Below are 18,136 nucleotides of genomic sequence, written 5' to 3'. Positions count from 1 at the left end.
CATTGATGCGCTGCGCCTGTGGCGGCTCACCGTTTTTGTGCGCATCGCAGGGGGCTCAGTTGAGGCGCCGGCCGGTGTCCGGGTCGAAGAGGTGCAGGTTTTCGCCGGCGATCGACAGGCGCAGAGTGGTGCGCTCGGCATCGGCGCGGTGCACGCCCGGCAGGCTGGCGGTGAAAGCCGCACCCGAAGCGAGGCGGCCATGCAGCAGAGTGTTTGCGCCCAGTGGTTCAGCTAGCATCACCTGCATCTCGATGGGGCCTTGCGGATCGGGGTTGAGATGTTCGGGGCGCAATCCGAGCAGCACAGGCCCGCGCAACGCGCCCGGATTGGGCAGGGTGGCCGCGCCAAGGTGCAGACCGTCCTCGCGCGCCTCGGCGGGCAGCACGTTCATCGCCGGGCTGCCGATGAACTGCGCCGCAAAGCGGGTGGCGGGACGCTCGTAGACCTCCATGGGCGTGCCGATCTGCTCGGCTATCCCCGCGTTCATCACGATCATGCGGTCGGCCATGGTCATCGCCTCGACCTGATCATGGGTGACGTAGAGCGCGGTCACGCCCAGCTTGCGTTGCAACTCGCGGATCTCGAGGCGCATCTGCACGCGCAGCTTGGCATCGAGATTCGAGAGCGGCTCGTCGAAGAGGAAGACCGACGGTTCGCGCACGATGGCACGCCCCATGGCCACGCGCTGTCGCTGACCACCCGAAAGGTCACGCGGGCGGCGGTCCAGAAGTGCGTCGAGTTGCAGCAGTCGCGCCGCCTCGGCCACCTTGGCGTCTATCTCGGCCTTGGGCAGGCCCTTGATGCGCAGCCCGTAGCCCATGTTCTGCGCCACGCTCATGTGCGGATAGAGAGCGTAGTTCTGGAACACCATGGCGATGTCGCGGTCCATCGGTTCGCGGTCGTTGGCGCGCTGCCCGCCGATGCGCAATTCGCCCTCGGTGATCGTTTCCAGCCCGGCGACCATGCGCAGGAGGGTGGACTTGCCACAACCCGAGGGGCCGACGATGACGATGAACTCGCCGTCGGCGACCGAAAGGCTTACGCCCCCGATCACCTCCTCGGAGCCGAAACGCTTGCGGATGTTGTCGAGTTCTACCGTCGCCATGTCTATTTCTCGCTGTCCACGAGGCCGCGGATGAAAAGTTTCTGCATCGAGATGACCACCAATACCGGCGGGATCATCGCAAGGATCGAGGTGGCCATGATCACCGGCCAGTCGGCCACGTCGTCTCCTGAAGGGAACATCTGCTTGATCCCCATCACGATGGTGTTCATCGACGGGTCCGTGGTGATCAGGAGCGGCCAGAGATACTGGTTCCAGCCGTAGATGAAGAGGATCACGAACAGCGCCGCGATATTGGTGCGGCTCATCGGCAGGAGAATGTCGCGGAAAAAGCGCATCGGGCGCGCGCCATCGACGCGGGCGGCCTCGGCCAGTTCGTCGGGCACGGTCATGTAGAACTGCCGGAACAGGAACGTGGCCGTGGCCGAGGCGATGAGCGGAAAGATCAGACCCGAATAGCTGTTGAGCATGCCAAAACCCGCGATCACCTCGTAGGTGGGCAGGATGCGCACCTCGACCGGCAGCATGAGCGTCAGGAAGATGAGCCAGAAGAACAGGTTGCGCCCCGGAAAGCGGAAATAGACGATGGCGAAGGCCGACAGCAACGAGATGATGATCTTGCCGACCGCGATGCCCATGGCCATCACGAGCGAGTTCATCAGCATCACCGCCACCGGCACATTGACCCCCGAGAAAAGCGCGGCGGTGTAATTCTCGACCAGCCGGTCGCCGGGCCAGAGCGGCATCGGCGGGCGCACGATCTCTGGTTGGGTAACGGTCGAGGCGACGAAGGCCAGCCATATCGGAAAGAAGATCACCAGCACGCCCGCGATCATCCCCACATGCGTCAGCCAGAGCCCCGCGCCGTGCCGTTCCACCATGCCTGAGGATGTGCTCATCAGTAATGCACCCGTTTCTCGATATACTTGAATTGCAGCACCGTAAGCACACCCACCACGAGCAGCAGGATTACCGATTGCGCTGCCGAAGATCCGAGATCCTGGCCCACGAACCCGTCGGCATAGACCTTGTAGACCAGGATCGTGGTGGCCTGTTGCGGCCCGCCCGCGGTGATCGTGTGGATCACGCCGAAGGTCTCGAAGAAGGCATAGACGATGTTGACCACCAGCAGAAAGAATGTGGTGGGTGACAGAAGCGGCAGCACGATGGTGAAGAAGCGCCGCCAGAAGCGCGCGCCGTCGATCGCCGCCGCCTCGATCACCGAGCGGGGCACTGCCTGAAGCGCCGCGAAGAAGAACAGGAAATTGTAGCTGATCCGCCCCCAGGCCGAGGCGACGACGACAAGACCCATGGCCTCCTGCCCGTTCAGCACATGGTTCCAGTCATAGCCCAGTTGCCCCAGATACCACGCGACGACGCCGACGCGGGTATTGAACATGAACATCCACAGCACCCCCGCCACTGCAGGCGCGACCGCATAGGGCCAGATCAGCAGGGTGCGATAGGCCCCGGCGGATTTCACCAGCCGGTCGGCCATCACCGCCAGAAACAGCGCGGGCACCATCGCCGCCAGCGTAACCAGTGCCGAAAAGATCGCCGTGGTGCGGAAGGCGGCGCGGTAATAGGGATCCGAGAGCAGGAAATCGAAATTACCCATGCCCACGAATTGCGAGGACAGGCCGAACGGATCGGGAATGAACAGAGATTGCCAGATCGCCTGTCCCGCCGGATAGAAGAAGAACACCGCCGAGATCGCCACTTGCGGGGCGATCAGGCAGAGCGGCAGAAGCCAACCCTTGAAGGTGACGCGTTTTTCCATGGTGCGGATCGTCGGGGGCCGGGCGCGTGGCCCGGCCCGCTCCTTGTCTTAGCGGTTGGCTTGTTCGAAGCGGCGCAGCAGCGCGTTACCGCGTGTCACGGCGGTGTCGAGCGCGGCTTGTGCGGTCTTGTCGCCGGCCCAGACGGCCTCGAGTTCCTCGTCGATGATGGCGCGGATCTGGTCGAAGGAGCCAAGGCGCAGGCCCTTGGAGTTCTCGGTCGGCTCTTTCGCGGTCATCTGCCGGATCGCCACGTCGGTGCCGGGGTTGGCCTCGTAGAACCCCTGTGCCCGGGTCCGCTCGGCCGCAGCCATGGTGATCGGCAGATAGCCGGTGTCCTGATGCCACTTGGCCTGGATCTCGGGCGAGGAGAGGAAGTTCATGAAGGCGGCCACGGCCTTGTATTCCGCAGCGTCATGCCCGCCCAGCACCCACAGCGAGGCGCCGCCGATGATGGTGTTCTGCGGCGCGCCCTCGACGCCGTCCCAATAGGGCAGGTGGCGGATTTCGAACTCGAACTGCGCCTCGGCCTTCACCCCGGCATAGCCGGCTGAACTTTCGGTGAAGAGTGCGCAGCTGCCGCTGCGGAAATTGGCGCCTGCCTCGTTACGGCGTCCGGCATAGACGAACTTGCCGTCCCTTGCCCATTCGCCCATCTTGGCGATGTGCTGCACCTGCACCGGCCCGTTGAAGGCCAGCTCGGTGTCCAGCCCGTCAAACCCGTTCGCCTGCGTGGCGAAGGGCACATTGTGATAGGCCGAGAAGCTTTCCAGATGCACCCAGCTTTGCCAGGAGGTGGTGTAGGGGCAGCTGTGGCCCGCCTCCTTGAGTTGGCCGAGCACCGCATCGACGTTCTGCCAGGTGCTCAGGTCGGTATCGGGGTCGATCCCGGCCCCGGCGAGCGCGTCGCGGTTGACATAGAGCACCTGCGTTGACGAGTTGTAGGGCAGCGACAGCATCTGCCCTTCTGCGGTGGTGTAATAGCCGGTGACGGCGGGCAAATAGGCGTCGGGATCGAAGGGCAGGCCCGAGTCGGTCATCACCTGATAGACGGGATTGATCGCGCCCTTGGCGGCCATCATCGTGGCTGTGCCGACCTCGAAAACCTGAAGGATATGCGGCTGTTCGCGGGCGCGGAAGGCGGCGATCCCGGCATTGAGCGTCTCGGAATAGTTGCCCTTGTGGGTGGCGGCGACGGTGTAATCGGACTGGCTGGCGTTGAAGGTTGCGACCTGCTCGGCCAGCAGGTCGCCCAGACGGCCTGTGAAAGCGTGCCAGAACCGGATTTCGGTCTGCGCCGTGGCGGCAAGCGGTGTGATGATGGTGGTGGCGGCGAGCAGCGCGCCGAAGGCCCGTTTGATCATGGTGTCCTCTCCATTGGCGGTGCGCAGCCGGGCATCCCCTGTCGGCTGCGGGATTCTTGCATTCTTCACGCTACACGCAATTTGACATAAGGCAATGATGTATTTACGCTTGCGTTCATAATATCATATTATCGTCACACTTCCCTTCATCCTGATCGGAGCCGCTCGTTGTCGTCCCGCCTGCGCTTGCGCCAGCTCGAAGCCCTCGATCGTGTCGCCGCGACCGGCTCGATGACACGCGCCGCCGAGGAACTCGGGATTTCCCAACCGGCGGTCAGTCGGCTGCTGTCGGATCTCTCGGGGCAGGTGGGCTTTGCCCTTCTTGACCGGCGCGACGGACGGCTTGTGCCGACGCAGGAGGCGCGGTTTCTGTTGCCTGACATTCACCGCGTGCTGGAAACGCTCGACCGGATCGGCGAGGCGAGCCGCCATCTCAATGACCGCAAGGCGGGGCATCTGCGCCTTGCCTGCCTGCCGGGTTTTGCCAACTCGCATCTTCCCGGCGTGTTGGCGCGGTTTCTGGCCGATCGTCCTGGCGTGACCGCCACGGTCGAGCCCGACCGCCCCGAGCGCATCCTCGAATGGATCGTGGGCGAGCAGTTCGATTGCGGCATTACCGACGGGTTCGAGGGGCATCCGGCAGTCCTGTCCGAGGTGGTGCCGATCCGAACGGTCTGCATCCTGCCGCCGTGCCATCCGCTGGAACGCAAGGCGACGATCACGCCTGCCGATCTGAAGAAGGAGCGGATGATCCATACGCGCCGCGACAGCGCCTTTTTCCGTGCGTTGAACGAGGCGTTCCTGAGCGAGGGCGTCACCATGACCACGCTCATCGAGATCCGCCAGTTCACCGCCGCCTGCGAGCTTGTGCTGCGCGGGGCGGGCGTCTCGGTGATCAGCGCGCTCGACGCGGCGGGTTATGAGGCGCGTGGGCTGATCCATCGCCCCTTCGTGCCCGAGGTGGTGCATCGGCTGGCCCTGGTGCGCCCGGTCCATGGCGCGCCCTCGCTGTTGACGCTGGAATTCATGGACGCCTTCCGCGACAGCCTGCGCCCGTTCGAGGCGGGCTAGGGTGGTGCGTCGCCATGCGGGCGGGCGCGGGGTTGTCAGCGGGACCAGATGCCCCGAAAGCGACCCGCGTCGAACGGTGCGAGGGAAATCCCTGGCGTGCGCCCTGCGGCGAGGGCGGCGACCAACTCGGCGGTGCCCGCCGACTGGGTCAGACCAAGATGGCCGTGGCCAAAGGCATAGATCACCCGGTCAGCGCGCGGCGCGCGCGAGATGATCGGCAGGCTGTCGGGCAGCGACGGACGAAACCCCATCCATTGCGTGCCGCCCTGCGGATCGAACCCCGGCAGGAAATCGCGGGCCTTGCGCACCAGCGTTTCGGCGCGCTTGTAGTTCGGTGGCAGCCTCAGCCCGCCAAGTTCGACAGCGCCGCCCACCCGCAGCCCGTCTCCGATCCGGCTGACGACAAAGCCGTGCTGGCTGAAGGTCAGATGCGTGCGCAGATCGAAGCTGGCGGAAGGGAAGGTTGTGTTGTAGCCGCGCTCGGTTTCCAGCGGGATCCGGTCCCCCAGCGTGCGCGCCAGATGGTGCGACCAGGCACCTGCGGCCAAGACGACCTGATCGGCGCGGATCGTGCCACGCGCGGTCTCGACCGCGACGCCCGCCTCTGCCTGCCGCAAGGCGCGGATATCGACGCACTCGATCACGCCACCAGCGGTCACGAATTGCTGCGCCAGATGTTCGGTCCACCGCGCCGGATCGACGGTGTTCATCCAATCGGGCGTATAGCCCGCATGGGTGAAGCGCGGGCTGAGACCGGGCTGGATCTCGGCCAAGGCACCGGGGCTTTCCAGCAGGTCGAACCGCACGCCATGCTGGCGGCGCAGCTCCCATGCGGGCAGGCTGGCGCGATAGGCGGCCGCGCCTTCATAGACCTGCAATTGCCCCTCGCGGCGCATCAGTGGCTCGCCCGCGACATCCACGATCAACCGCTCCAACGCGGCGCGAGAATGGTGCATCAGGCCCGCCTGTGCCGCGACCGCCGCCGCATAGCGATCCTGCCAACTCGCCCGCCAGAACCGCAGCATCCACGGCAAGAGTGGCAGCACATAGGCGGGCGGGATCGACAGCGGCCCCAAGGGATCAAGCAGCCATTTTGGCGCCTTGCGCAGGATGCCGGGGGTCGCCAGCGGCTCGATGTCGGTATAGGCAAAGGCCCCGGCATTGCCGCGCGACGTCTCAGCGGCGACACCCTTGCGGTCGAGAATACGCACAATGTGACCATCGCGTTGCAGCGCAAGGGCGCACGTCACGCCGATGATACCGGCACCGATGACGAGGATTTCAGAGCGGGCCATGGGGCACCTTTGCCGTAAGGGTCAGAGACGGATACCGTTGCGGAACGGATCGTTGGGGTCAAAAAGCAACGTGCTTTCCGCCATCACATAGGCCCGCCCGGTGATCGACGGGATCACCCCGCCGTTCGGGCCGGGGGTATAGGACAGCCGGTAAGTGCTGCCGATCACGCTTTCCTGCACAATCTCTTGCCCCACTTCCAGACGCCCCTCGGCGGCGAGACAGGCCAGCCGCGCCGAACAGCCCGTGCCGCAGGGCGAGCGGTCATAGGCATTATCGGGGCACAGGACAAAGTTGCGGCTATGCGCCCCCCCGTCGTCAGAGGGGCCGTAAAAGATCACATGATCCACCTCGATCCCCTGCGCCTGCACCGCCGCGCGCACCGCGATGGTGACATCGGTCAGCGCCCGGATATTGCCGGAATGGACGGGAACGGGACTGGGATCGACAAGGAAAAAGAGATTGCCGCCATAGGCCACATCGCCGGTGACAGCGCCGATGCCCTCGACATTGACCGTGATGCCGGTATGGGTGCGGCGGCTCTCTATATTGGTGACGGTGACGGTATTGGCGTCGATCAGATCAACGGTGACGATACCCACGGGCGTCTCGATCCGATGCGTGCCGGGTTTGATCCGGCCCATATGCGCCAGCGTCACCACAAGCCCGATGGTGCCGTGACCGCACATGCCCAGCACCGCCTCGGCGTCGAAATAGATCACGCCGGTCACACAGGTCGGATCAACCGGCGGCACCAGCAGCGCGCAGACCATCGCCACCTGCCCCCGCGGCTCCAGACTGACCGATTGGTAGAAATCGCAGTGCTCCGAAGCCAGCCGTCGGGCGCGCTCTGACAGGGGACCAGATCCGAGCGTCGGCCCCCCGTCGAGGATCACGCGCGTCGGCTCGCCGCCGGTATGGCTGTCGATCACATGCATTCGGCGATCACCCCGCCCTGTTTTGTCCAATTGGCAAACCATGTGTTGAACTGATGGAACTGCGCCTCGCAGAACCGCGCCTGAGAGGGTGAGAGCGCATCGGTTTCGTTGATGTTGAGGTGGTATTCCTCTTCGCCCTTCAGCACCATCAGATGCTTGAAGTAAAGCACAAGGTCCACACCCTCGTCGAATTTGGCGATGACATGCAACGCATCGGCCAATTCACGGGCGCGCAGATCCGCCTCGGGGCAACCCGTTGCCGCGCGCCGCGACAGCGCCACTTGCAAGAGCGCCTCTTTGGGGAAAATCGTGCCGATGCCGGTGATGGCGCCGACCGCGCCGCATTTGACAAAGCCGTGATAAACCTCGGTATCGACGCCCACCATCAGGATCACGTCATCATCCTGCGAGGTGATGTGCTCGGCGGCGTAGCTGAGGTCGTTCTTGCCGCCGAACTCTTTGAAACCGACGAGGTTCCTGTGCTCTGCGCGCAGGGCAAAGAACAGATCAGCCTTGGTCGAATAGCCATAATAGGGGCTGTTGTAGATGATCGCGGGCACATCCGGGGCGGCCTCCAGAATGGCCTTGAAATGGTTGCGCTGTGCCGCCACCGACAGGCCCCGCGACAGAACGCGCGGGATCACCATCAGGCCCGCGGCCCCCACCTCTTGCGCATGTGCCGCATGGGCCACGGCGGATTTCGTGTTGATCGCCCCGGTGCCCACGACCACCGGCACGCCCGCGCCGGTTAGGCGCGCGACACCCTCCATCCGTTCCTCGTCGGTCAGAAGTGGCCAGTCTCCGCAAGAGCCACAATAGACCACGCCGGACATGCCCGCCGCGATCATCTCTTGGCCTTTGCGCACGAGCGCGTCGAAATCCGGCTTGCGATCCGGGGTGCAGGGGGTCAACAGGGCGGGAATGGTGCCGTGAAAGACGTCTTTGTTCATGGGGAAACTCCTTTGGATGGGCGTTGGGCCTGTGGCGGCGGTCAGTGGCCCGTAGGGGCCGGAGCCGCGGCAATCCACGGCGGAGGGGTTGTGGGGGCCATACCCGATTGCGCGGTCTGCGCACATTGTGCGAGTGATCCAAACCGCACGGCGCGATTGCTAAGACCCGGCGCATAATGCGCGTATTTGCCGGAGTTGGTCATCAGAACCTCTGCCGAGGGGGGAAAGACCGGCTCGGAAATCGAGCACCAGCAGATATCGGGCACGATGGTCACACCGGCGGCCTCGAGCCGCGCCTTGACACCATTGGCGGCAATCAACGCCAGCGTGCCACGCCCCAGCGTGATGATGGTGGCCACCGCCGGATTGACCTGCCGCCCCGCCATCATATCCGCAAAGGCCACGCATTCGGTGGCGGAAAAATGCGGGCTGCCAAGCGCCACCAGATCGACCTTGTCGGCGCCCTGATTGAACCCTTGCCAGAGACGGGCGAAATCCTGTGCCGTAATGCGCGCGTGATCGGCATCGGGCGTGGGGGGCATATCCGCCTCGGGCGTGATCCCCTTGATATGCATCATGGGTGACGCAGAGGTGGTGCCATAGGCGGCGCAGAGTGCCTTGAGATCATCGTCGGAGGGGTTCAGCCCCTCCAGCCCGCGCAAGAGCGGGATACGGTCGGGGGCGACCTGTCCGACAATCCAGCCCAGCATCGGCCAAAAGGCATCGTCGCTGCCTGCGGGCACCTCGATGTCGATGATCCGGCGCGGCGCGCGGTTCTGGTCGAGATAGACGCCCGACCGCGCGGCCCGCCCCGTGAGCGCGATGCAAAGGTCCATGAAATCGGCGTGTTTGACGGTGCGCGCGCCCAGAACCGTGTTGGCATAGATCACCGCGTTGCTTTCGGCCCAGGCGATATCCTCGCCCGCGACCGGCTTGTCCTCGAGCAGATAGGGCGCGCAGGTGAAACTGGGACGCGCGCCCATCTCGACATAGGCATCGGCCAACTGGCTGGCGGGCAGGCCGAAATCTTCGGCCACGCCCTGCGCGCGCCAATTGGCGTGATCGACGGAAATGGCGTTCATCGTGGTGGGCACGCGCACCCGCCCGCCCTTGTCCGCCATGGCACGGGCAAAGGTCAGAAAGGCGGGGCTGGCATAGATACAGCCGTCGATATGCACGCGGGTCACATCGGTCAGGCCCGGCGCGCCTTGGGCGGCGGCAAGTGTGGTGATGATCTCCATCGCCAGTTGCGCCGCCTCGCCATGTTCCCCGGCAAGAAAGGCGCGGTCGGTCTCCGTGAGGGCCAGCCCCTCAGAGGCAACGGGGGTCAGCGGCCAGTCCAGATCGCCCGCGCGCAGATGGGTGGCGGTGATCGTGGCGCGGGGTTCCCGCGCCAGCCGGTCATAGTCCGCGCCCGAGAGACGCAGGACGGCAATGGGCCGATCAAAGAGGCGGGTGGCCACAAGCGCGCCCAGTGTCAGAATATCCTCACCCTCGCGGAAAATCAGCGCCTTGGGCGCTGCCCCGGCAAAGGCCAACCCCAAGAGCACGCCGCTGCCGGTGCAAGAACCGCGACTTGTCGGCATCATCACCACATGACCGGCCAGCGATTGCCCCTGTTGCGGGTGATGCGCGTCGATGATCTGGCCGGTCATCGGATCGACGCCCCCCCAGACGCTCAGACCCTCCTTGCAAACCAGGATTGGGCCTTCGGCATTCGCGGCAACGATCAGGTCGGGCATGGGGCCACCTCATGAGAGAAACGGCTGCGCCGCGCGGCCTGATGCGGGAAACGCGATCATGCGATTTTTGTTTCCCCTCGGCAGGCCCGCGTTGCTATTGTTGCGCAGGGCACAAATATGTGCTTAAACAATCATAACTGGTAAGAAAAGAAAAATAATGGCGAAAACAGAAAAAACCGGCCCGGTCGCAACCGATGACGATTGGCAGGCAGAGCGCCAACAATTGCGCACCGACCTTGGTGCGCGCATGAAGGCGGTGCGGCAGGCCTGCGGCTTCACCCTTGAAGTGGCGGCACAGCGGACCGGGCTTGCACTCTCGACCATCCACAAGATCGAGAATGGCCGCGTGTCGCCCAGCTATGAAAACCTCGTCAAGATCGCCCGCGCCTATGAAATCGGGATGGAGCGGCTTTTCTCCGCCGATCACGAACCCACGCAAACCACCCGCCTCACGGTGACCAAAGCCGGGCAGGGACGAAAGGTGCGCGCAAAGAATTTCGAATACGAGATCCTGTGCAACGCCATCGCCGAGAAGAAGATCATCCCGCTTGTCACCCGAGTCGAGAACCGCGCGCCGCTGATGCGCGACGATCTTGAATCGCACGACGGAGAAGAGGTGCTTTATGTGCTGTCGGGGCGGGTGGAACTCGTGGTCGAGCATTATGAGCCGGTGATCATGGAGCCCGGTGATTGCGCCTATTTCGACAGCACGATTCGCCACGGGCTGCGCGCGCTCGACGATGACGAGGCGCGGGTGTTCTGGGCCTGCACCTATACCGACGTGGCCAACTGATCCGATAATCCCCGACCCGAAGGAGGTGCCGCAATGGCCGATCCGAAGACCATTCCCGTAGCCGAGTTGCTGGCACAGGTCACAAAGATCTTCGAGAGGTGTGGACTGCGCCCCGAAAGCGCCGCCGCCGTGGCCGGGGTGATCGTCGCGGGTGAGCGCGACCATTGCAAATCGCACGGGATCTACCGCATCGAGGGCTGTCTGCGTGTTCTCGCGGCGGGCAAGGTGGTGCCCGATGCCGTGCCGGTGATCCACGATGCAGGCAAGGCGGTGATCGAGGTGGACGCGGGCGGCGGGTTTTCCAATCCCGCCTTCTGCGCCGCAAGGGCTGCGCTGGCGGCACGGGCGAAGGAAGTTGGCCTGGCCGCGCTCGTGATTCGTGATTGCCTGCATTTCTCGGCGCTCTGGCACGATGTCGAGGCTCTGGCCGAGGACGGGCTTGCCTCGCTCTCGATGTGCCCAAGCTATTCCTTCGTCGCGCCCGCGGGTGGTACGAAACCCCTTCTAGGCACGAACCCGATCGCCTTTGGCTGGCCGCGCCCCGGTCCGCATCCCTATGTGTTCGATTTCGCCACCAGCGTTGCCGCGCGCGGCGAGATCGAATTGCACCGCCGCGCCGGCACGCCCATTCCCGAGGGCTGGGCGATCGACCGCGACGGCAACCCGACCACCGATCCCGAAGCTGCGCTCGGGGGGGCGATGCTGACCTTCGGCGCGCACAAGGGATCTGCCATCTCGACCATGGTCGAATTGCTTGCGGGTGCGATGTTGGGAGAGTTCATGAGCAAGGAGGCCCTCGATTTCATGGGCGGCACCGATCTTCTGCCGCGCCATGGCGCGCTGATCCTGGCGCTCGATCCGGCGAGTTTCGCCGCGCGCAGCGGCCGCGATCCGATTGCCGAGGGAGAGCGGCTTCTGACGGCGATCGGTGCGCAGGGCGCGCGCCTTCCCTCCCAGCGTCGCTTTGCCGCCCGCGCGGTATCGCTGCGCGACGGCATTCCCCTAAGTGCCGCCGAACTGGCGCAGCTGGCGCGGTTCGAAACCCTCGGGCTTGCCGCTCTGACCGCCTGATCCGGCGCGGATGTCAAAGGCGGGGCACCGCGCCCCGCACCTTTTCCGCGGGCTGCGCCTCAGCGCACGGCGGCCAGGAATTTCCGCGTCTCGGGATGCTGCGGATCGACGAAAATCTGATCCGGCGCGCCGATTTCGGCCAGGATTCCCTGATGAAAGAACGCAACCCTGTCCGAGACATCGCGGGCAAATCCCATCTCATGGGTCACACAGATCATGGTCATGCCCTCTTCTGCCAGCATCTTGAGGGTTTCGAGAACCTCGCCCACCAACTGCGGATCAAGCGCCGAGGTCACTTCGTCAAAGAGCATGTAATCGGGCGACATGGCCAGTGCGCGCGCAATCGCCATACGTTGCTGCTGCCCACCCGAGAGGCGGGACGGATAAGTGGTCAGCTTATCGCCCAACCCCACATGGCGCAGTTGCTTTTCGGCGATTTTCGCGGCATCGGCGCGGGGCATGCCCAGCACCTTGCGCGGGGCAAGGGTCACGTTTTCCAGGACCGTCAGGTGCGGAAAGGCGTTCCACTGCTGGAACACGATGCCGACCTTGCGCCGCAGCTTGTTGAGATCGGTCGATCTGGCATGAACCTCGATTCCGTCGATCAGGATCTTGCCGGAATCTATCGCTTCAAGCCCGTTGATGCAGGTCAGCAGCGTCGATTTGCCCGACCCCGAGCCGCCGATCACGGTCACGACCTCGCCGCGTTGCACCGTCAGGTCGATCCCCTTGAGAACCTCCAACTCGCCAAAGGATTTGCGGACATTCTGGATCTCAATCATTGGACCACCTTTTTTCGAGATAGCCGCCGAAACGGGCAAGCGGGAAGCTGATTATGAAATAGAACGCGCCACAGATCAGCAGCAGGAACAGCGGCTCTTGCAGGCGCGTGATCAGGATTTGGGTGGATTTCAGAAGTTCGGTCACCTGCACCACATAGACGAGGGCCGAGTCCTTCATCACCCCAAGCGCCAGACCGATCCACGATGGCAGCGCCACCCGCGTGGCCAGCGGCAGCACGATATAGCGCATGTCCTGACCCCATGTCAGGCCCAGTGACCGCGCGGCGCGGCGGGTGATCTCGGGCACGGCATCAATGCCGCCGCGCACGATCTCTGCGCAATAGGCCGAGGTGTAGAGAGACAGCACGATACAGGCGACGGTAAAGCCCGAGATCTGGAGCTGAAGCACCATGCCGATGAAGGCATTGCCCAGCACAAGCTGGATCAGCAGCGGCACCGAGCGGAAGATGTCCAGCACGAATGTCAGTGGCGCCGCCAGGATCGGACCAAGCTGCACCCGGATCACCCCGAACAGGATGCCAAGCAGCGTGCCGATCACGACCGAGATCGCGGTGACGATGATCGTCATGCCCGCGCCCCGCGCGAGGAAGATCAGATCATTGACGGTAAGGGCGGTGTCGAACATGGCGTGTCCCCCCTCAATACCGGAAGAGACGCGCCGCGATCAGGCGGCCGCCAAGGGTGATCGTCTTGGTGATCAGATAGAAGATCACGGCCGCCAGCGCGAACAGCTCGAACGTGCGGAAGGTCAGCGCGTTTAGATCCTGCGTCACACCGTAAAGGTCGGTATTCATGCCCACAGTCACGCCTAGCGAGGTCATCAGGATGGCCCAGACCATCTGGTTCGTCATCGGCAGGAACGAGATGCGAAGCATCTGCGGCATGATGATGTAGCGGAACGACTGCAATTCGCTCAGGCCCAGCGAGCGGCCCGCGCGCGCCTGCGTGTCGGGGATCGCCTTCAGGGCGCCGCGAAAATTCTCGGCCAGGTAGCCCGCGTTGTTGAAGGTGATGCCGATCAGGATCGACACGAACGGGCTGAAATGAATGCCGAAACTCGCCACGCCGAAATGCGCCATGTAGATCTGGAACAGCGCCGGTGTGTTGCGCGCGACCTCGACCCAGGTGGTGGCAATGGCGATCAGCGGGCGCGACCCGGACAGGCGCAGCAGGGTCAGCACGATTGCCAGGGCGATCCCCATGATCATCGACAGGATCGCGATTTCCATCGTGACCAGCGCCCCGTCCAGCATCTGCGGCAGGCGATTGAGCGCCTGTTTCCATTGAAAGGTATAGTCGAACATCAAAAGACCCCGCCCCTTGGGGAAACAGCAAGTGGCGGCGCGGGGGGGCCGCGCCGCCTGTCGGATCGCACCCTGTCAGCGATAGACGTTGGGGACCACCAGTTGCGGAACCTCGCCGCCGACCCATTTTTCATAAAGCTCGTCGTAGCGACCAGTGCGGACCTGCTGGTTCACGAAGAGGTTGAGGTAGTTGAGAAAGCCATACTCGTTCCGCTTGGCGAACAGCGCCACATAATCCGTGTCGAACGGGGCAAATCCCACGACCGAAATATCCCCGAAATTGCCCGATTGCACATTGGCCTGTGCCACGGTCGAGGTGGATACGGTGGCGTCGAGCTGGCCTTGGCTGAGCGCCAGGAAAACATCGGCCTGGGTTTGATACGGGCGGAAGTTGCCTTCGCCCCATTCCTTGACCTGCGCCTCAAGCGCGATGGCCTCATAGGTGCCCGCAACAGCCCCCACAGTATAGCCCTTCATCCCGTCGTAAGAGGTGATGCCGGTTTTGTTGTTGGCGGTCACGGCCATTTCAAAGGCGAAATAGGGGATTGAGAAACCGACCGTCTTGGCCCGCTCCAGCGTGTCCGAGGTCGAGGCCACGCCGACATCCACCCGGCCCGACATCAGCGCCGGAATCCGCTCTGGGAAGGGGGTTTCCACGATCTCCGCCGTAACGCCGAGGGCGGCAGCCAGATCCTTGCAGTAATCGACGTCAAAGCCGATGGGCTGGTTGTTGGCGTCACGCATCCCCATGGGCGGAAAGTCGAGAACGACAGCGCAGCGCAGTTTGCCCGAAGAGATGATGTCGTCGAGCTTGTCGGCCTGTGCCGTTCCGGCAAGGCCGGCCATGCTCAGGACGGCGGCAATCAGGGTCAGTTTGTTCATGTTGAGGCCCTCTCTGTTGACTGCGACTCACCATGGAGCGTTTGGTTCTTTTTTGCAATAATTTTCCTATAAGAAAAATACTGGCACATGAGGAAAATGTTTGATAGTCACGGCGCAACTGTCGAGGGTTCTGAATTTCCTCGTGAATGTCGTGCGCCGGACCCGCTTTGGCGCCCCGGCCCGAGCGAGGGATGTCGGCCTTTGCCAACGGAAAGGAGACGACATGAGTTTCATCCCACACGGCAAGCACCTGATCGCCGGCGTCTGGCAGGCCGGCGAGACCAGTTTTGCGTCCGAGCCGGCACAGGGGCCTGGCCACCGCTTCTCGGTCGGGACACCGGCCCTGGTTGGCGCGGCCTGCGCCGCAGCCGAGGAGGCGTTCTGGAGCTATGGTCAAACCGAACGCGCTGCCCGGGCGGAGTTTCTCGACGCCATCGCCGACGAGATCGAGGCCCGTGCCGAAGCCATCACCGATATCGGTTGCCAGGAAACCGGTCTGCCCGAGGCGCGGCTGAACGGAGAACGCGCGCGCACAAGCGGCCAGCTCCGGCTTTTTGCCGCGCATCTTCTCAAGGGTGACTATCTTGATCGCCGCCATGACGCGGCGTTGCCTGACCGCATGCCCGCGCCGCGCCCCGATCTGCGGATGATGCAACGCCCCATCGGCCCGGTCGCGGTGTTCGGCGCGTCCAACTTCCCGCTCGCCTTTTCCACGGCGGGGGGCGATACGGCGGCGGCGCTCGCGGCGGGCTGTCCGGTCGTGGTCAAGGGCCACTCGGCCCATCCCGGCACCGGCGAGATCGTCGCAGAGGCGGTTCTGGCGGCAATCGCAAGGACAGGCATGCCGCAGGGCGTTTTCTCGCTCATTCAGGGGGGCGCGCGCGACGTTGGCCAGGCGCTGGTGCAGCACCCGCTGATCCGTGCCGTGGGTTTTACCGGTTCGCTTGCCGGCGGTCGGGCGCTGTTCGACCTGTGCGCGCAGCGTGAAGAACCGATCCCCTTCTTCGGAGAGTTGGGTTCGGTCAACCCGATGTTTCTTCTGCCGCAGGCCGTCGCGGCGCGTGGCCCGGACATCGGCACGGGCTGGGCCGCCTCGCTTGCCATGGGCGCGGGCCAGTTCTGCACCAATCCCGGCATCGCCGTCGTCGAGGCGGGCCCGGCGGGCGATGCCTTCGTCGCCGCCGCCGCCGAGGCGCTGAGCGGCGAGGCTGCACAGTGCATGCTCACCGTCGGCATCGCACAAGCCTACAAGTCTGGCAAAGCCCGCTTCGAACAGCGCCAGACCGTCAAGCCAGTGCTGGTCACGGACAGCGAGGGACGCCATGCGCGCCCCAACCTTTACGAGACCGATGCGACCACCTTCTTGCAGGACCATACCCTGAGGGAGGAGGTCTTTGGCCCGCTCGGCCTTGTCGTCCGGGTGAGTGGCCCGGACGAGATGGAACATCTGGCGCGCGGGTTCAGCGGCCAGCTGACCTGCACGATCCACATGGATTCGGGGGACACGGCGCTGGCGCGGCATCTGATGCCGATACTCGAACGCAAGGCCGGACGTGTTCTGGTCAACGGCTTCCCGACCGGAGTCGAGGTGTGCGATGCCATGGTCCATGGAGGTCCCTATCCTGCCTCGACCAATTTCGGCGCGACATCTGTCGGAACGCTCTCGATCCGCCGCTTCCTGAGGCCGGTCTGCTATCAGAACATGCCTGATGCGCTCTTGCCGGATGATCTCGCGGGTTGACTTGAACGCGCGAAGCATTCCGAATGCAAGTGTGCTGCCCGGTGACCGGCACCGGGCAGAGCCGACAACCCTGCCTGACCGGACTGGAACACGAATGCCCATCATCCGAATCGATCTTTGTCCCGGACGCGAGCATGACATCGGGAAGGACATCTCCAGCGGGATCGCCTGCCTCCTGGACGCGCGGGCCGGTATGTGGCCCGCCGCGACGACCGTGATTTTCCCCAAGATCACCGCGACCAACCGGGTGGTTGGCGGCAAGCCTTGCGCCGCGCCCGGTCGGGAGGGCCGATGATGCGGTCGCGCCTCAACATCAGCGTCATCGGGTGCCATGCCGAAGGCGAGATCGGCGATGTCATCATCGGCGGGGTTCTGCCGCCTGAGGGTGCCACCATGATGGAGCGCATGGTCGCCATGGCGCGCGACCACGACCATATCCGCCAACTTCTGATCTGCGAGCCGCGCGGATCGGTTGCCCGTCATGTCAACCTGATCGTGCCGCCGATCTCGCCCGGTTGCGTGGCCGGGGCGATCATCATGGAACCGACCGAGTATGTGCCGATGTCAGGATCCAACACGATCTGCATTGCGACGGTGCTGCTTGAGACCGGCATGGTGCCGATGCAGGAGCCGCTGACGCGGTTCAGGCTCGATATGCCCGGCGGGGTGATCGAGGTCAGCGCCCGGTGTGAGGGCGGAAAATGCCGATCGGTCACCTTCCGGAACGCTCCGGCCTTCGCTGCGGTCCTCGATGGCGCCCTTGAGGTGGAGGGCTGTGGAACCATTCCGCTCGACATCGCCTATGGCGGGATGTTCTTCGGCATCGTGGATGCCAAGGCGCTCGGGTTCGAGGTGCGGCCCGACGAGGCGCGCGACCTGGCCATGCTTGGCGAGAAGATCCGCAAGGCCGCGCGCGAGCAGTTCGAGGTGGTACATCCCGATTTCCCGAATGTGCGCGGGGTTTCCATCGTTCAGTTCGCCATGCCCTTCGAGGGCAGTGGCCGGGTGACGCGCAACACCTGCATCGTGTCGCCGGGCCGCTCAGACCGGTCTCCGACCGGCACCGGAACCTCGGCCCGCATGGCCGTGCTGCAGGCAAGGGGGCAGATGAAGGCCGGGGACGAACTGATTCATGCCTCGATCATCGGATCGCGCTTCATCGGCAGGATCCTCGAGGTTGCACAGACCGGCGGGCGCACGGTGATCATCCCGCAGATCACGGGGCGCGCCTGGATCACCGGGCAGCATTCCTACCTGCTTGATCCCGAGGATCCCTGGCAGAGCGGCTACATGCTGCCGGACACCTGGGGCGTGACGCCCATGCTGAAACAATAGGCTGGCCT

17 protein-coding genes are annotated in these 18,136 nt (G+C 64.3%); 5 read left to right on the top strand and 12 right to left on the bottom strand.

Annotated features, from left to right (window positions below; translation table 11 throughout):
• Nucleotides 1–55: 55 nt before the first annotated feature.
• Genes ugpC through ugpB form a run of 4 tightly spaced genes read right to left on the bottom strand, consistent with a single transcriptional unit; the run spans nt 56 to nt 4,205 of the window.
• On the bottom strand, nt 56–1,105 hold the full coding sequence (ugpC, locus tag KAK09_RS10180; protein WP_210878827.1) for a sn-glycerol-3-phosphate ABC transporter ATP-binding protein UgpC: 1,050 nt from the start codon (nt 1,103–1,105) through the stop codon (nt 56–58).
• Between the two features lie 2 nt (nt 1,106–1,107).
• Nucleotides 1,108–1,944, bottom strand: coding sequence for a sn-glycerol-3-phosphate ABC transporter permease UgpE (ugpE, locus tag KAK09_RS10175; protein ID WP_210878844.1), 837 nt, complete (start codon nt 1,942–1,944; stop codon nt 1,108–1,110).
• 17 nt (nt 1,945–1,961) lie between these two features.
• Entirely contained in the window at nt 1,962–2,843 is an 882-nt protein-coding gene (gene ugpA, locus KAK09_RS10170) for a sn-glycerol-3-phosphate ABC transporter permease UgpA (RefSeq protein ID WP_210878826.1), read from the bottom strand.
• Nucleotides 2,844–2,891: 48 nt separating this feature from the next.
• Entirely contained in the window at nt 2,892–4,205 is a 1,314-nt protein-coding gene (gene ugpB, locus KAK09_RS10165) for a sn-glycerol-3-phosphate ABC transporter substrate-binding protein UgpB (RefSeq protein ID WP_210878825.1), read from the bottom strand.
• Nucleotides 4,206–4,373: 168 nt separating this feature from the next.
• On the opposite strand from ugpB, the gene KAK09_RS10160 reads away from it, so the two are divergent.
• Nucleotides 4,374–5,276, top strand: coding sequence for a LysR substrate-binding domain-containing protein (locus KAK09_RS10160; protein ID WP_210878824.1), 903 nt, complete (start codon nt 4,374–4,376; stop codon nt 5,274–5,276).
• Between the two features lie 35 nt (nt 5,277–5,311).
• Here the strand turns inward: KAK09_RS10160 and KAK09_RS10155 are convergent, their stop codons facing one another.
• Genes KAK09_RS10155 through lhpI form a run of 4 tightly spaced genes read right to left on the bottom strand, consistent with a single transcriptional unit; the run spans nt 5,312 to nt 10,199 of the window.
• The gene (locus tag KAK09_RS10155) at nt 5,312–6,571 is read right to left on the bottom strand and encodes an NAD(P)/FAD-dependent oxidoreductase (RefSeq protein ID WP_210878823.1); all 1,260 of its coding nucleotides are present in this window, start codon (nt 6,569–6,571) and stop codon (nt 5,312–5,314) included.
• A gap of 21 nt (nt 6,572–6,592) precedes the next feature.
• Nucleotides 6,593–7,507 (bottom strand): 4-hydroxyproline epimerase, encoded by a 915-nt coding sequence (locus tag KAK09_RS10150; RefSeq protein ID WP_210878822.1) that lies wholly within the window; start codon nt 7,505–7,507, stop codon nt 6,593–6,595.
• Nucleotides 7,498–8,457 carry a dihydrodipicolinate synthase family protein gene (locus KAK09_RS10145; protein WP_210878821.1) on the bottom strand — a complete coding sequence of 320 codons (960 nt, stop codon included), beginning with the start codon at nt 8,455–8,457 and terminating at the stop codon, nt 7,498–7,500. The genes KAK09_RS10150 and KAK09_RS10145 overlap by 10 nt, the downstream gene beginning before the upstream one ends.
• Before the next feature lie 41 nt (nt 8,458–8,498).
• Nucleotides 8,499–10,199: a cis-3-hydroxy-L-proline dehydratase gene (lhpI, locus tag KAK09_RS10140; protein WP_210878820.1), complete on the bottom strand. Its 1,701-nt coding sequence runs from the start codon at nt 10,197–10,199 to the stop codon at nt 8,499–8,501.
• 157 nt (nt 10,200–10,356) lie between these two features.
• On the opposite strand from lhpI, the gene KAK09_RS10135 reads away from it, so the two are divergent.
• Nucleotides 10,357–10,992: a helix-turn-helix domain-containing protein gene (locus KAK09_RS10135; RefSeq protein ID WP_210878819.1), complete on the top strand. Its 636-nt coding sequence runs from the start codon at nt 10,357–10,359 to the stop codon at nt 10,990–10,992.
• Nucleotides 10,993–11,025: 33 nt separating this feature from the next.
• Nucleotides 11,026–12,063 carry an Ldh family oxidoreductase gene (locus KAK09_RS10130; RefSeq protein WP_210878818.1) on the top strand — a complete coding sequence of 346 codons (1,038 nt, stop codon included), beginning with the start codon at nt 11,026–11,028 and terminating at the stop codon, nt 12,061–12,063.
• Between the two features lie 59 nt (nt 12,064–12,122).
• On the opposite strand, the gene KAK09_RS10125 is transcribed toward KAK09_RS10130, so the two are convergent.
• From KAK09_RS10125 to KAK09_RS10110, 4 genes are all read right to left on the bottom strand, one after another.
• Complete coding sequence (locus tag KAK09_RS10125) at nt 12,123–12,845, bottom strand: amino acid ABC transporter ATP-binding protein (protein ID WP_210878817.1); 723 nt, start codon at nt 12,843–12,845, stop codon at nt 12,123–12,125.
• Nucleotides 12,838–13,491, bottom strand: coding sequence for an amino acid ABC transporter permease (locus tag KAK09_RS10120; RefSeq protein ID WP_210878816.1), 654 nt, complete (start codon nt 13,489–13,491; stop codon nt 12,838–12,840). Before KAK09_RS10120 ends, KAK09_RS10125 begins: the two co-directional genes overlap by 8 nt.
• A 13-nt stretch (nt 13,492–13,504) precedes the next feature.
• Nucleotides 13,505–14,170, bottom strand: a complete 666-nt coding sequence (locus KAK09_RS10115; protein WP_210878815.1) for an amino acid ABC transporter permease — start codon at nt 14,168–14,170, stop codon at nt 13,505–13,507.
• Between the two features lie 75 nt (nt 14,171–14,245).
• Nucleotides 14,246–15,052 carry an ABC transporter substrate-binding protein gene (locus KAK09_RS10110; protein WP_210878814.1) on the bottom strand — a complete coding sequence of 269 codons (807 nt, stop codon included), beginning with the start codon at nt 15,050–15,052 and terminating at the stop codon, nt 14,246–14,248.
• Between the two features lie 223 nt (nt 15,053–15,275).
• Here KAK09_RS10110 and KAK09_RS10105 point away from each other — a divergent pair, with 223 nt between their 5' ends.
• Complete coding sequence (locus KAK09_RS10105; RefSeq protein ID WP_210878813.1) at nt 15,276–16,793, top strand: aldehyde dehydrogenase (NADP(+)); 1,518 nt, start codon at nt 15,276–15,278, stop codon at nt 16,791–16,793.
• Between the two features lie 291 nt (nt 16,794–17,084).
• On the top strand, nt 17,085–18,128 hold the full coding sequence (locus KAK09_RS10100) for a proline racemase family protein (RefSeq protein WP_336244444.1): 1,044 nt from the start codon (nt 17,085–17,087) through the stop codon (nt 18,126–18,128).
• Nucleotides 18,129–18,136: the final 8 nt, after the last annotated feature.

The sequence above is a fragment of the Roseovarius autotrophicus genome, from assembly GCF_018069895.1.
Classification (GTDB): Bacteria; Pseudomonadota; Alphaproteobacteria; order Rhodobacterales; family Rhodobacteraceae; genus Roseovarius; species Roseovarius autotrophicus.
Note: the sequence above shows the minus strand (reverse complement) of the source record. Positions and strands in the feature narration are given on the sequence as shown.